At 45.8% G+C, this 14,646-nt stretch carries 15 protein-coding genes and 1 riboswitch; of the genes, 10 read left to right on the top strand and 5 right to left on the bottom strand.

Features of this window, described 5'->3' with window-relative positions:
* Positions 1-38: 38 nt before the first annotated feature.
* From C6H66_RS06395 to dmsD, 5 genes are all read right to left on the bottom strand, one after another.
* Positions 39-458 carry a tail fiber assembly protein gene (locus C6H66_RS06395; RefSeq protein WP_105395129.1) on the bottom strand — a complete coding sequence of 140 codons (420 nt, stop codon included), beginning with the start codon at positions 456-458 and terminating at the stop codon, positions 39-41.
* A gap of 2 nt (positions 459-460) precedes the next feature.
* Positions 461-1,405 (bottom strand): gp53-like domain-containing protein, encoded by a 945-nt coding sequence (locus C6H66_RS06390; RefSeq protein ID WP_105395128.1) that lies wholly within the window; start codon positions 1,403-1,405, stop codon positions 461-463.
* A 445-nt stretch (positions 1,406-1,850) separates the two neighbouring features.
* Positions 1,851-2,423, bottom strand: a complete 573-nt coding sequence (locus tag C6H66_RS06380; protein ID WP_105395126.1) for a hypothetical protein — start codon at positions 2,421-2,423, stop codon at positions 1,851-1,853.
* Between the two features lie 438 nt (positions 2,424-2,861).
* On the bottom strand, positions 2,862-4,376 hold the full coding sequence (locus C6H66_RS06375) for a trypsin-like serine peptidase (RefSeq protein ID WP_105395125.1): 1,515 nt from the start codon (positions 4,374-4,376) through the stop codon (positions 2,862-2,864).
* Positions 4,377-4,797: 421 nt separating this feature from the next.
* Positions 4,798-5,394 carry a Tat proofreading chaperone DmsD gene (gene dmsD, locus C6H66_RS06370; protein WP_105395124.1) on the bottom strand — a complete coding sequence of 199 codons (597 nt, stop codon included), beginning with the start codon at positions 5,392-5,394 and terminating at the stop codon, positions 4,798-4,800.
* Between the two features lie 346 nt (positions 5,395-5,740).
* Positions 5,741-5,927, top strand: a riboswitch (cobalamin riboswitch).
* A gap of 101 nt (positions 5,928-6,028) precedes the next feature.
* Here dmsD and C6H66_RS06365 point away from each other — a divergent pair.
* From C6H66_RS06365 to C6H66_RS06320, 10 genes are read left to right on the top strand one after another with little or no spacing between them, the layout of a single operon-like run.
* A complete protein-coding gene (locus C6H66_RS06365) occupies positions 6,029-7,411 on the top strand; it encodes a cobyrinic acid a,c-diamide synthase CobB (protein ID WP_105395123.1) in 1,383 nt (460 codons plus the stop codon).
* A complete protein-coding gene (gene cbiB, locus C6H66_RS06360; RefSeq protein ID WP_065388740.1) occupies positions 7,408-8,367 on the top strand; it encodes an adenosylcobinamide-phosphate synthase CbiB in 960 nt (319 codons plus the stop codon). The genes C6H66_RS06365 and cbiB overlap by 4 nt, the downstream gene beginning before the upstream one ends.
* A 15-nt stretch (positions 8,368-8,382) precedes the next feature.
* Positions 8,383-9,015: a cobalt-precorrin-8 methylmutase gene (locus C6H66_RS06355; RefSeq protein WP_105395122.1), complete on the top strand. Its 633-nt coding sequence runs from the start codon at positions 8,383-8,385 to the stop codon at positions 9,013-9,015.
* Complete coding sequence (cbiD, locus tag C6H66_RS06350; RefSeq protein ID WP_105395121.1) at positions 9,012-10,163, top strand: cobalt-precorrin-5B (C(1))-methyltransferase CbiD; 1,152 nt, start codon at positions 9,012-9,014, stop codon at positions 10,161-10,163. Before C6H66_RS06355 ends, cbiD begins: the two co-directional genes overlap by 4 nt.
* Complete coding sequence (locus C6H66_RS06345) at positions 10,160-10,762, top strand: cobalt-precorrin-7 (C(5))-methyltransferase (RefSeq protein ID WP_105395120.1); 603 nt, start codon at positions 10,160-10,162, stop codon at positions 10,760-10,762. Before cbiD ends, C6H66_RS06345 begins: the two co-directional genes overlap by 4 nt.
* Positions 10,752-11,321 (top strand): decarboxylating cobalt-precorrin-6B (C(15))-methyltransferase, encoded by a 570-nt coding sequence (locus tag C6H66_RS06340; RefSeq protein ID WP_036777392.1) that lies wholly within the window; start codon positions 10,752-10,754, stop codon positions 11,319-11,321. Before C6H66_RS06345 ends, C6H66_RS06340 begins: the two co-directional genes overlap by 11 nt.
* Positions 11,314-12,087 carry a cobalt-precorrin-4 methyltransferase gene (locus C6H66_RS06335; RefSeq protein ID WP_105395119.1) on the top strand — a complete coding sequence of 258 codons (774 nt, stop codon included), beginning with the start codon at positions 11,314-11,316 and terminating at the stop codon, positions 12,085-12,087. The genes C6H66_RS06340 and C6H66_RS06335 overlap by 8 nt, the downstream gene beginning before the upstream one ends.
* A complete protein-coding gene (gene cbiG / locus C6H66_RS06330) occupies positions 12,068-13,144 on the top strand; it encodes a cobalt-precorrin 5A hydrolase (protein ID WP_105395118.1) in 1,077 nt (358 codons plus the stop codon). The genes C6H66_RS06335 and cbiG overlap by 20 nt, the downstream gene beginning before the upstream one ends.
* Positions 13,138-13,863 carry a precorrin-3B C(17)-methyltransferase gene (locus C6H66_RS06325; protein ID WP_036777387.1) on the top strand — a complete coding sequence of 242 codons (726 nt, stop codon included), beginning with the start codon at positions 13,138-13,140 and terminating at the stop codon, positions 13,861-13,863. The genes cbiG and C6H66_RS06325 overlap by 7 nt, the downstream gene beginning before the upstream one ends.
* Positions 13,860-14,645 (top strand): cobalt-precorrin-6A reductase, encoded by a 786-nt coding sequence (locus C6H66_RS06320; protein WP_105395117.1) that lies wholly within the window; start codon positions 13,860-13,862, stop codon positions 14,643-14,645. Before C6H66_RS06325 ends, C6H66_RS06320 begins: the two co-directional genes overlap by 4 nt.
* Position 14,646 lies beyond the last annotated feature (1 nt).

Below are 14,646 nucleotides of genomic sequence, written 5' to 3'. Positions count from 1 at the left end.
MGGGCTGCTTATGCAGCCCGATATCAAAATACATATAACTATGGCTTTTTAGGCCAGTTAATGTCTGGTGCTGATGTAACATCAATACGGCTCAGTGATATTTGGTATTTTTTCCAAGCTACTAACTGTGCTTTTTCCTCATCGTTTGCCATATTTAGATCCATAGCATCTTGTAATGGTGCGATTTGGTTTGTTGCTTCGGCTATTAATTGCTGCTTTTGAAGTTTAGCCTGTTGCTGCAATTCTTCTTTTGTGGGTGGAGGGATATCCGCCCACTCCGGTAAACCATTTTTACCTGCTATTCGGTATTTACCCTCTGGGGGAATGCTGCCAGCAAACTCAATGAAAACAGCGTCATCGACTTTCACCGCATCGTTTGGAAATGAACCGGCATTGATATAGTCTTGTTTCCATTCGATCGGATAAAATGCGTTAGTTGTTGCACTGTAATAATACATAATTAATACCCCACTGCGAACCAATAATAACCTACACTAATACCAGTATTAGCATAGTCGTTAGTCAATTTGAATGAAGATGGACTTAAAACAGCGGCGTAACCATTAGCTATACCATCACCGGATCCTAGTCGATTCACTGTCAACATTACACTCACACATACATTAGAAAATCTAACTGGTAGCTGAACTACGATAATTTCTTGCGGCTCTAAAACTCGAGTTATTCCCCATTGATAAATCATCCCAGTATCCCCACATTTCCACCAACCGTTGACAGCTTTACTGGCTATGTTTTTATTGCCTTTTGCATTAACGCGGTTATCTACTTCTATTGTGGTATATGCACCTAGTTCTCCCGGAGAAGGTTTATTCATTGAACTGTATACCCGAACACCTGGAGCTTCATATACCCCTTTACCGGAAATATATCCAGTTGCGTCTACATTTCCATTTACAACACCACCAGATTTTGGATACGCTCCCACATCCCCAGTAGTGGGCTTATTTTTTGTGTTATAGTCCCTCCTCCAGCCCGGAGAGTAAGGCTCTCCATGATTAATATATGTAAATTGTGCATTGGGGATACCATTATTATCAGTAGTTGTTGGTGTTGTAACGCGAATTGTTGTTATACCGTCTACACCCATGACTTCAACAACAGCACCGGCTAAACAAATATTACCGCAGCCTGTGTCATTGATTGTGCGATTTGAAGCATATGACCAGGATCCTTTGCACATCCAATATGGATGATTAAAAGCCCCTTGGCTTTTTAGCCATTGCGCAAACTCCTTTGTTGTCCATGTTCCCCCGCCGCCAATCGAAATAGCACCACTATGTGCCCAGCATGCCCCCACATCCCCGGCACTCAAACTGACATCCCCGGTCAACGATTTCCCGTTCACTTTCCGGCTGCCCGGTACCGCGTTGTTAGCTTTAGTCACCGTTTCCGTCAAACCAAGGTTTTATAGAATTCATAAATTAACAACAAATCGTGTCGAAGCCGTATGCCAGGGCATTAAATGGGGATAGAAAGGGTAAAAACTGGCTATATTCGTGTATTAATAAATGACCAGAATGACGATTATGGGGAACAATACTGTGATTGGTTTAATTACAATCTGCCTTTGTTTATAAAACAACCTAAAAATGGTCGAAATAGATCACACATGTTGGCAAAACACATGTCTTCCCCAATCATGATGAAAATGGATTGGCTATAATATGTATCAGTCACCGTCTTTTGCTGCTTTGCATATTCTAATTCTGGAGATTTGTTATAGCTAAATGAATTGGAGAGTTACCTGAAATTTTGTATAGGATTTGGTAACCACATCAAAACAGGAAACTCTCAATTTTTAGATTAAATTTCAACTAACACATCCAAATTTATTTAACCAAAAGTTCTATATTCACACTTCGGTTTCTTACCCAAAAAGCTTGACTATTATAACAAATCTGGCCTCCGCAGATGGCATTTTCAACTATATCAGGACACCCTTTAATCAATGTATACCATTCTGGGCCAGATCCATCTGAATTTGCATGACCACAACCATGCCTAAATGTTAGTGTGCAATTTTCTGTATCTATATTGGCAACATTAATATAACTGACACTCCAATCGACAGTTTTAGTTTCATTTGTACATCCATCTACCCAATTATTATTATCTTTTAGATTTCCCAGATAGGTTTGGCCTGCCTCTAAACGTATTTTTTTGTCTCCACTATCGTACATGCAATTAGATGATTGCGTAACAAGGGTAATACTCTTTGTCGCGGATGAGTTTTTAATTTGTAGTGCATATGTAGCTGATAGATTGGAAATTTTACCTTCTGAAATTTCTAATGTTGCCTCCTGATCGGTAATGTTCTCTTTTGTCTCAGCAGCTAAAGCTAATTGTGTTGACGAAGTTAAAATCACAATAGCTGTACCAATTAAAGTTTTCAAAGTGATCATATTAATAAACTCCTTATGATGAAATTATTCAACATGCCATCACATTAAACGTTATTTTATTTGCACTTAAGCAAGTGTTGTTGAACGTTATTGATATCGTAACGATAATTATAAGTATAATTCATATTTTTATCTGTTGAATTGTTTTTTTTAAGATTAGATTCCTGATATATATCAGGATGTAATCTGGTGGAATGTTGGTGAATATGTCTTTTATAGATGTGGTTTATTATGTAAATAATAACAAACAGGTTTTGTCTAACTTTAAAATAATTTCATAAATTATAAAAAAAGTATCACCTATATGTTTGTTGTTTTAATATGATTAGAGGTGATGTTTATCACATTGGACTTGAGAGAAATCGAGAAGTTTTAATTGATTTTATATTTATAAGTGAGAATAAAAAAGGCCAGCAAATGCTGGCCAGTTTTAAAGATTTATTTTTTAACTTTGAAATCATTAAAAAATATTGGGCTTCTGTTACCCGCTTGATCTAAGCCATATACACAAAAGCGTACTGGGGAATCTTTCTTTTTAAGAGAAATCGGGATTCTTCTATAAATAGAGTAACCTGTGTCATCGTCGCATTTTGTGGATTTTAATGGTCCTGACTTTATACGTAAGTCAACAATTTCATAGGGGTTGAAAATAGGATCAACAATCCAACTATCCTCTGTTTCAAAAACTAATCTTGTTGTTGGTTTTATTGTCGGAGGCGTGTTATCAATTTCACGTAATTTTATTGATGCGTTAGACGTACTCTGCCAGTTTTTATTTGCAGAATGTTGTCCAATGACACACATTGCGTAAACTCCTTCTTTGGCAGGAACGGTAAGTTTATCCAACGGTTGTGTCGTGACTGGAATAGGTTTGCTGTATCCTTTAGGATCTGAACAATCAGTATTACCCGCAAGTCCTCCTTTATAGCGAATATTATCAAAACCCTGCTCCTCAAGATGTAAATTCCAGGTGGCAGGTTTGTTGTTAACTGTGCTCTTGGTAATTAGTGGGCCGCCAGCGTTAATAGTGATCCCTTTTCCATCATCAAATTTACTTAAATCCAGTTTTCCATCAGGGGTAAATGCACGTGCAATTTTATCAACAGGAATGTAATAACTGTCACCTTCACGTGAAAAACCTTTATCCTTAACCAACTCACAAGGCCGATTAACACCGCAACCCGTGTAATTTTGATCGACAGTGGTATTTAATACGCCAATTATCTGGGGTTTATCTTTCAATATAACCGGTGAACCAGAAGTTCCTCCCGAAACACCGGCGCAATCAACAGAAACGACCGGAGACCAAGCCCATATACCTTCATACACAAGAGGGGTTTTTCCAGTAATGGAGCAAGCCGAATAGCGTAGATAGCGTTTATTACCCGCTATGCCATTGGCCGGAATATGGGCAAGTTCAATCGGCTGATTTACCGATGGTTCATAATCTTTTTGTAAAGTCACCGGCAGTATTCCGCGATTCGCCAACTCGCCATAAGTTGCTTTAAGTCTGAAAACTGCAAGGTCGCCGCCTTTCATTGTCGCGTATAAAACTCTATCAATATCAACAGGTTGGTGTTCGTTAATTAAGTCAATAAAGTAATTTGGTGTGTATGTCCAACCAGGGCCTACAGGTTGATCAATTATTACTTCATTGGTATCTAATGAAGAGTCAAAACAATGGCCTGCGGAGAGAATAAGGGCTTGTTGATTGGCGTCAGGGGTTTCTGAACCGGCAATAAGTGTCGCGGTACATAGTCCACGACCGCTCAGTTTTCCCACATGCTTAAATCTCTCAGCGCCCGGATCGGTAGATTTTAATAATGGAGCTTCATTGCGGGTATTGTCTTGTAGATTAGCAATATTCTCGCTGTTATTTTCGGGAAGTGCTTGTACGTAACAGCTTGTTGACATAATCCCTGTAATAAGTGTAGCTAAAAAGGTTTTTCTCATGTTTTTACCTCATGTTGTTTACATTTTTAATCTTTCCATGTAATGGAAACAGACATTCAATGAAGAAAAAATTATCGCTAAGTGTTTTTAGAACTTTAATAAATCCTCTATATGAGTATTTAATGTTTATTAATTTATGAATTAATAGACAGTTTTTTTAGCGCATAAAATCATTCTATTGGATGCCAGTTATCCATAGCCAATAATAAATAACATAAAAATCAGCCAAATAGTTTTATATACTGCGATAGAGCTATAACGTTCAATGGAACGAGAACGGGTTATAAAGATTTTTCTGGTATAAATTCGTTGTTATAAAGGATGAATTGATTCAATGAGAGTTGAACTCCGGGAGAATTTCTATTTATTAGTTGTTACTAAATTTATCACCCGGAGCGTTTGTTGTGGAATAATAAAAGTGTTAGCGAAATAATTTTGGTCTTGCTGGAATAAGTTTCAATTCAGTTTGCAATGTTTTTAAATAGTCAATAGTCATAGTTGCTAAGATGGAATAAAAATCATTTTCCAGTTTAGTTGTCTGAACCAATTCCAGATAGCGGTAGGCCCACGGCAGTAAATGTTGTTCCAGTAGTGTGCGTGCGGCAGGTTTATGTCCTTGTTCTAAGATATAAACTAAGGCCAGCAGCATCAGACCAAATTGATCTTCGGGTTCCCGTTGTTCACTGGACATGACGATATTCTGTTTTGCCAGAAATTCCCGGTAAGCTAGAGTGCTTTCACCTGATAACGCGTTTTCTCTGTCCAGATAGACCGATCCCCAAGGTGGTGCTGGCATAACACCTTGTCCTTCGAACAGGATAGAGTAGTCATATTGTAGAGATTCGGCTGAGAAGGTGGCGATCTGTTTTGTCAGGTTCTCTATTTTACAGTTATTTGGCCAAGGAAATAATTTATTAATATCGGCAAGTAATGGAATTAGCGGGCGCACTTGTTCTGATTTCGGTGAGTAATAAAAACAGGCGCCGAGAATACGAGGTATGGAGGTATCTAATAACATAGGTAGTTCTCATTGTGATTTGTGGTTATATAGATGATGTAAGCAGTGATTTTACGATAAGAAACATCATAAGCTTATGTGATATGAATAGATAGTTGATTATGATCAATGATTAATCTATTGCGGTGTTGTTACCATCATTATCACCAGATTAACGGTGATTTTTATTATAAAGCGTATAAGTTTATCGCCGAAAATAATAAAATTATCCGCTTTATTGGTGTGGAAAAATATATTTAATCTACATTTTAATTCAACGAATTTAATAAGGTTATTATGGTAAAAGTGAATATATATCATTAGTTATCTAATGATTTAATAACTTGAAAAGTAGACCACGTTAAAAATAAATAGACCGCCGTTGGGTTAATACCACACCTTAATGGTGTGGTTGGGAAGGAGGTGGAAATCCTCCGCAGCCCCCGCTGCTGTGATGCTGACAACTCCGCTGATGCCACTGGTCGGAAAGACTGGGAAGGTTGCGGGGAAGGGTGACGCTAAGCCAGAAGACCGACCTGACAGGCATGAGACATTAACTCCTTCGGTGGGAAGCGGGTTGTCATCCGAGTGGTGTGCGCAGTATTGGCACGTCTTATTGGCGCTCATTCTCCGATCGATATATCGGGAATTTTCTATGCAATGGTCAGGCAGGAAGGCATTTGTTATCGCCGGTACCGGTAGTGGCTGTGGTAAGACTACGGTTACCCTTGGCATTTTGCGGGCATTGATGTTGAGAGGGTTGGCTGTCCAGCCGTTTAAAGTGGGGCCGGATTATCTGGACAGCGGCTGGCACAGCTCTGTGTGTGGCGTAGCATCTCGTAATCTTGATGCATTTATGCTGCCGCCCGCGACTCTTAATGGTCTTTATAATGAGCATATGCGTCATGCTGATGTGGCAGTCATTGAAGGTGTGATGGGGTTGTATGATGGTTATGGTACTAACCCAAACTATTGTAGTAGCGCTGCAATGGCTAAACAGTTGGGATGTCCGGTGATTTTGTTGGTAGACGGTAAGGCTGTATCTACTTCTGTTGCCGCGACTGTTCTGGGTTTTTGTCGTTTTGATCCCTCTCTAACGATTGCGGGTGTCATTGTTAACCGCGTCAATTCTGAAAATCATTTCGAACTTATTCGTCACGCGATTGAACATTATTGTGGTGTTCCGGTGTTAGGGCGTTTACCCGTGATGAAGGATGTGTCATTACCGTCTCGTCATCTTGGCCTGATTCCTGCCCAAGAGCAGATTGACAATGATGCTCGCTGGCAGCGGTTGGCTCAACAGGTGGAGATGTATATCAATCTTGATCGTCTGTTGGCGCTTTGTGACTGTCCTGCTTTACCAGAAGGCGAGGTGCCATTATTGCCTAATCCGGCATTGGCTGATGGCTTGACGTTAGCGTTGGCAGATGATGAAGCCTTTAATTTTTATTACCCAGATAATCTGGAGATGTTGGAACGGGTGGGAGTACGTATTCACCGTTTTAGTCCACTGCATGATCGCCGTTTACCCGATTGTCAGATGATTTATCTCGGTGGTGGTTATCCTGAAATCTATGCCGCTAAGTTGGCTGCCAATAGTGCCATGCGGGAAGCTTTACAGGATGCTCATTATCGTCAAGTTCCCATTTATGCTGAATGTGGTGGCCTGATGTACCTTGGCAAATCGTTGACCGACGGTGAGGGGGCGAGCCACCAGATGGCCGGTATTCTGCCGGGGGAAAGCCATATGGGTACGCGGCTGATGCGCTTTGGTTACTGTCAGGCGCAGGCCCGTTTTGACACTTTGCTGGCCGCAGAAGGTGAGATTTTACGGGGCCACGAGTTTCATTATTCTGATTTTATCAGCTCAGTGCCTTCCGTCTTTGACTGTACTAAATGGCGTGACGGGATGGCAATACAGCAATGGGCCGGAGGCTATCAGGTACAGCAGACGCTAGCCAGTTATCTACATATCCATTTTGCTCAGCGTCCTACTCTGCTTGATCGCTGGTTGAGGTCTGCAAGGAGGTTGCTGTGACGCTTGCTGCCTGGTTTGCTGCTTTCTTACTCGATAGCTGGTTAGGTGATCCGCCACATTGGCCTCATCCAGTGCGTTGGATTGGTAAGCTGATTTCACTGGTACAACGGGCGGTTCGGCGCTGTTGTCACAGTGAACGTGCATTGAAAGTTGGTGGAGCAGGGCTATGGATAGTGGTTGTTGGGCTGACCTGGTTGGTGAGTTGGGGATGCTTGTGGCTGATGTACTCCATTCATCCTTGGATCGGCTGGCTGGTCGAAGTGTGGATGATTTATACCCTGTTGGCTGGCCGTTGTCTGAGTGACACCGCGCTAGAGGTGCATAGCGTATTGAGGCATGGCTCTTTGGATGAGAGTCGCCAGCAATTGTCACGGATTGTCGGGCGAGATACTTCTCAACTGGATGCACCGCAAATCACGCGCGCAGTAGTGGAAACGGTGGCGGAAAACAGCGTTGATGGGGTTATTGCTCCGCTGTTTTTTTTGATGATTGGTGGCGCGCCGTTGGCAATGGCTTATAAAGCGGTTAACACCCTTGATTCAATGGTGGGGTATAAAACCCAGGAATACCGCGCTATTGGGTATGTTTCTGCTCGCATGGATGATCTGGCGAATTGGTTACCGGCGCGGTTGAGTTGGCTGTTATTGAGTGCGGCAGCCTGGTTCATCCGGCTTGATTTTCGCCAGGCACTGCGTATTGGCTGGCGTGATCGTTATCAGCATGCCAGCCCTAACTGTGGCTGGCCGGAAGCGACGGTTGCGGGAGCGTTGGGTATCCGCCTTGGTGGTCCGAATTGTTATTTTGGTGAACGAGTAGATAAACCCTGGATTGGTGATGAACGCCGTGAAATCTCGCTGATGGATATCCCGCGCAGTATCTATTTGATGATGATAGCTTCGCAACTGGCCTTACTGTTGTTTGCGCTGTTGCGTTTACTGTTGGTCGGAATGGCTTAGAAAAGGGCAAACAATATGAACTACCTCCAGAAACCTCAGCAAATTGAACAGAATAGCTTTGCAATCATTGGCGATATTATTGCCAGCGAACGCCCCGATTATCGTTTTGTTGATGAGATGCAAGAAGCGGTAATTAAACGGGTGATCCATACCACCGCAGATTTTGACTGGTTGGATATTTTATGGTTCTCGCCGGGTGTGCTGGCCCGCATGACTGAGGCATTGCGTCAGGGATGCATCTTATATACCGATACTACGATGGCTCAGTCCGGTATTAATAAAGCACTGTTACATCAGATGGGGTGTGAATGCCGCTGCTATATCAGTGATCCGCGCGTAGTTGCGATGGCGAAAGCGCAGGGTATTACGCGTTCTATGGCCGCGGTAGATGTCGCACTGGCTGAAAAAGGCGACAAAATCTTCGTGTTCGGTAACGCTCCAACCGCGCTGTTCCGTTTGCTGGAAAGGCAGGCTTCGCCATTGGCGGTGGTTGGAGTGCCTGTCGGTTTTGTCGGTGCGGCGGAATCGAAAGCCGCGTTGATGCAAAGTGAACTGCCTTGTATCGCCGCCTCAGGCCGTAAAGGGGGAAGTAATATCGCGGCGGCGATTATCAACGCCATTCTGTACCGATTGCGGGAGGCGCCATGAGTGATACTGTTCAATTAAACACCATGCAACTAGACACCATCTGGCATAACGGTAAACAGTATCGCAAAGGTTATACCACCGGTTCCTGTGCCACCGCAGCCGCTAAGGTTGCCGCATTAATGGTGCTGCGTCAGCAAGTTATTGATCATGTTTCTATTGTTACCCCTTCCGGTGTGACATTACGTCTTAATGTTGAACAGCCGCTGATTGAAGGCCAGCAGGCGACGGCTGCTATTCGTAAAGATGGTGGCGACGATGTAGATGCGACGCATGGCATGCTGATTTTTGCCCGTGTCACTCTATGCGATCACGGTGAGATCCATCTGCGTGGTGGGGAAGGTGTGGGGACGGTTACCCGCAAAGGCGTCGGATTACCGGTAGGTAGCTCTGCGATTAATCGTACACCGCGTCAAACCATTGAGGCCGCGGTACGGGAGGCCATTGGTCCGTTACGAGGCGCGGAGGTGGAAATTTTCGCACCGGAAGGTGAAGAGCGGGCAAAGAAAACTTACAACGGGCGATTGGGGATATTAGGCGGCATTTCCATCATTGGCACCACCGGTATCGTTACGCCAATGTCGGAAGAGAGTTGGAAACGTTCGTTGGCGATAGAACTGGAAATGAAACGTTCGGCGGGTGCTGAAAAGGTCATTCTGGTGCCGGGCAATCACGGTGAGCGTTTTGTGCGTGAACAATTGGGACTCGATGGTCAGCTAGTAGTGACCATGAGTAACTTCGTTGGTTACATGTTGCAGGAAGCGGTACGGCTTGGGTTCCGCCATATTATGTTGGTGGGGCATCCCGGCAAACTGGTGAAAGTGGCCGCGGGAATTTTCCATACCCACAGCCATATTGCTGATGGCCGCATGGAAACGTTGATTGCTTATTTGGCATTGATGGGGGCGTCGCAGGAACTGTTATTGGAAGTGAGTCGCTGCGATACCACGGAAGCGGCAATGGAGCTGATTGCAGAACACGGCTTGCAAGCGGTTTATGACCGTATTGCTGAACGCATTTGTGAACGCATGCGTGAGATGTTGCGTTTTGCGGTTAACCCACCGTGCTGTGATGCCATCATGTTCTCTTTTGATAATCAGATACTTGGCACCAGTCGCCCATTGAATGACATTTTGGAGGCAATGCGATGATCACCGTAGTGGGAATTGGTCCCGGCGATACTGCGTATCTGATACCTCAGGCACAGCACTATATCACTGAGGCGGAGGTGTTGGTCGGTGGTAGACGTCACTTGGAGATATTTAGCGGTATCACCCATGAAACCCGTGTACTGGATGCTGATCTGGCGAGTTTGCTTGTTTGGCTACAGAACAACAGTACACGCCGGATTGTGGTCTTAGCGTCTGGTGATCCGCTGTTATATGGCATTGGCAAATTATTGTCTGAATATTTTGCCGCAGATGATCTGCGCATCATTCCGGGTATCAGTTCAATTCAGTATCTGTGTGCCAAAGCTGCACTGGATATGAACGATATCTATCTAACCAGCAGTCACGGGCGAGCCCCGGATTTTGGCTGGCTTCTGCAACACGACAAAGTAGGCATGGTAACTGATGGGCGCGTCGGCCCGCGGGCAATTGCGGAGGCCATTATTGAGCGTGGCCTGAGCCGTACATTGATTATTGGTGAAAACCTCTCTTTGCCTAATGAGCGTATTCACCGTCTGCGGCCGGAAGCGGTGGCGACTGACTATGACATGAATGTGGTGGTGATCCTAAATGAGAGATGATGAATTTTTACGCGGACAGAAAGTGCCAATGACTAAAGAACCTGTACGTGCATTGGCTCTGGAGCGGCTGGAACTCAGTGATGCCAGCCAATTGATTGATGTGGGAGCAGGTACAGGCAGTGTGGCATTAGAGGCGGCGTTACGCTTCCCGGAGCTGACTGTTACTGCTATTGAACGCAACCCGGCGGCACTAGCCTTGATTGGGGAGAATCGTCAGCGGCTAGGTTGTCATAATGTGGAGATCATTGCTGGAGAAGCCCCGTTAGCATTGGATGTTATGGCCGATGCGGTGTTTATTGGCGGAAGTGGCGGGCAATTGACCGCTTTGATCGACTGGGCGCTGGATCACATGCACCCCGGTGGCCGTCTGGTACTGACTTTCATTTTGCTGAATAACCTGAATGATGCACTGGAACATTTGCGGACCTGTCAGATCAGTCAATTGGAGTGCATACAGCTACAAGCATCTACTCTAGCGACCTTGGGTACGGGTCACTATTTCAAACCGAATAATCCGACTTATCTGATTTCCTGTTACAAGGAGAAGATCGATGTCTGAATATTTTGATCCCAGAAAAGTGTGGTTTGTCGGGGCCGGACCGGGTGATAAGGAGTTGATCACCTTAAAAGGCTACCGTTTGCTGCAACAGGCACAGGTGGTGATTTATGCTGGTTCATTGATTAATACCGAACTGTTGGATTATTGCCCGCCAGAGGCTGAGTGCCATGATAGCGCCGGTCTGACGCTGGAACAGATTGTTGCGCTGATGGTTGAGGGTGTACGTGCGGGTAAGCTGGTGGTGCGACTGCAAACCGGCGATCTCTCGTTGTACGGTTCTATACGCGAACAAGGGGAAGCTTTGACCGATGCGGGCATTAGTTTTGTCTCGATACCCGGTGTCAGTGCTTTCCTTGGGGCAGCAGCGCAATTAGGAGTGGAGTACACCGTGCCGGAAGTGGCGCAAAGCTTGATCATTACCCGGATTGAAGGGCGTACACCGGTGCCGCCGCTCGAACAATTGGAGTCCTTCGCCGCTCATCAAACGTCAATGGCGATTTATCTTTCTGTACAGAAAATGAGGCATGTGGCTGCGCGTCTTCAAGCCGGCGGCTATCCGGCGACTACGCCGGTTGCGGTGATATACAAAGCGACCTGGGATGAAAGCTTAACCGTGCGCGGTACGTTGGCTGATATCGCTGAAAAGGTGCAGGCCGCGGGTATTCGTAAAACCGCTTTGATTCTGGTCGGTGCTTTTTTGGGAGAAGAGTACCACTATTCCAAGCTTTACGATGCGGGGTTTAGCCATGAATATCGCCGGGCATGAATCGATTGCGGTGTTCTGTCTGACGCCGGGAGGGGTCAGACTGGTACATCGGTTAAAAGCTCATCTTCCTCTGACCTGTTTTACCAGCGAAAAGTTGTTGGAGCCGGGGTTTATGCCTTTTAATGGCAGCTTTGGCGACACGTTGCGCGAGGCATTTAAACACTATTCGGCGTTGGTAGTGGTGGTGGCGCTTGGCATCACGGTACGCATGCTTGCGCCAATCATAAACGACAAAATGCATGATCCTGCGGTGGTGGTGATTGATGAAAGAGGGCAGCATGTTATCAGCCTTTTATCCGGTCATGTGGGTGGGGCTAACGCGTTGACTCACCATTTGGCGGCGTTATTGGGGGCTGATCCGGTGATCACGACAGCTACGGATGTTAACGGGATGGCGGCGTTAGACACCCTTGCCACTCAATTAGATGCTGATATGCAGGATTTTCGCCACGTGGTGAAGGTGATAAATCAAATGCTGGTCAGTGGCCAAAAAGTGGGGTTGTGGTGGGATGAGCCACTAATTAACGAACGTGAGCAGTGTGATACCCGGGGTTTTATCCCGGCAGCGAGTCTGGAGGAATTGCCTGAACTGGATGCGCTAGTGTGTATCACATTGCGAGATTCGTTGCCGGAATTGTCTCTACCGGGATTGTCTCTGCCGGTTTACAAACTGGTGCCGAAACGAGTGGTGGCCGGGATTGGTTGTCGCCGGGATACGCCATTGCAAACAGTGATTGAGCTATTGCAGCAACAGATGGCGGAAAACCATTTCGATCTGATGGCGTTGCGGGCCATCGGCAGTGTTGTCATTAAAAAGGATGAACCGGCGCTGAATCAACTTGCACAGCGTTGGCGTGTACCGTTTGAGTTGTTCAGTGTTAATGAATTAAGTCTTCATGAGCAACGCTTTCCTGCTTCCGATTTTGTCCGCCAGACGATAGGAATTGGCAGTGTTTCACAACCTGTCGCCTGGTTGATGAGCGAAGGAAAATTGGTTGGTCGGACCTTGCGTCAGCAGGGCGTCACTATCACTTTGGGGGTATCACAATCATGTTAACGGTAATCGGTATTGGACCAGGCAATGAATCCATGATGACGCAGGAGGCCATTGAGGCGATCCGCGAAGCTGAAATTATTGTCGGCTATAAAACCTACACCCATTTAGTTAAACATCTGACGATGGATAAAGAAGTGATTAAGACCGGGATGTGCAAGGAGATTGAACGCTGCCAGAGAGCGATCGATCTGGCGTTGTCCGGCCGTAAAGTTGCTTTGATCAGCAGTGGTGATGCGGGAATTTATGGCATGGCGGGTTTAGTGCTGGAATTGGTTTGCCAGCAACAATGTGATCTTGAAGTTAGGTTGGTCGCCGGGATCACCGCCAGTATTGCCGCGGCGTCGTTGTTGGGCGCGCCATTGATGCATGATTTTTGTCATATCAGTTTAAGTGATCTGCTAACACCGTGGCCGATGATTGAGAAACGTGTTATTGCCGCCGCGCAAGCGGATTTTGTTATTTGCTTCTATAACCCACGTAGCCGTGGCCGGGAAGGGCATCTTGCCAAAGCATTTGAACTTATGCGGCCGTGGAAAGCAGCACAGACGCCGGTTGGCGTAGTAAAAGCGGCGGGACGTAAAAAACAGGATAAATGGATTACCACGTTTGGCGAGATGGATTTCTCTCCAGTGGATATGACCAGTTTGGTGATCGTTGGCAATCAAACGACCTATTGCCGTGACGGATTGATGATCACGCCGCGGGGGTATGAATTATGAGCCATCCGGCTATCCATGTTTTTGGCGGAACCAGTGATGCCCGGTTGCTCTGTCAGGCACTAGACGCAGCAGGGGCACGTTATCGGCTCTCTGTTGCGACTGATGCAGGGAGACAACTGGCGGGTGATATTCGGGGAGATGTAGTGGTGGGGCGAATGGATGCCGAGGCGATGGTGGATTACTTTGATCGGCATAAGGTACGTTGGGTGATTGATGCTTCCCATCCTTACGCAGATGCACTAAGCCGAAACGTGATGACAGCTTGTCGTCGTTTGTCACTGCGGCTTACTCGTTATCAGCGGCCCAGTGAAATTGACTTATTGAGCCATCCACTGTTGCACAAAGTGAATAGTATAGAGGCGGCTTGCGATGTTGCCCGGACATTAGGGCAACGGATCTTGCTCACCACCGGTAGTAAGCAACTGGAGCTATATCAGCGTTTACTACCGGGAAAAACGTTGTTGGTACGGGTATTGCCGACCGCCGAGGTGTTGATTCAGTGTGAAGCGTTAGGATTGGGGGTTGATCACATTATCGCGTTGCGTGGGCCATTTACGGCTGAATTCAATCACGCAGTGTATGAATTTTGTCACCCTGATGTGGTGATCACAAAAGAGTCCGGGGCCGAGGGGGGATATCAGCAGAAGGTCGCTCCCTGTCTGGCGCTTAATATTCCCTGTATTGTGGTGTGCCGTCCTACACGGACCTTACAAGGGGATGACGGAGAGCAGATTAGTTCGCTGGATGAGTTTGTCCAACACCTTGCCGGTTGGCAGGAATAAT

Source organism: Photorhabdus hindustanensis (genome assembly GCF_002968995.1).
GTDB classification, from domain to species: domain Bacteria; phylum Pseudomonadota; class Gammaproteobacteria; order Enterobacterales; family Enterobacteriaceae; genus Photorhabdus; species Photorhabdus akhurstii.
The sequence above is the reverse complement of the archived record's forward strand: the minus strand, read 5'-3'. Positions and strand labels throughout refer to the sequence as shown.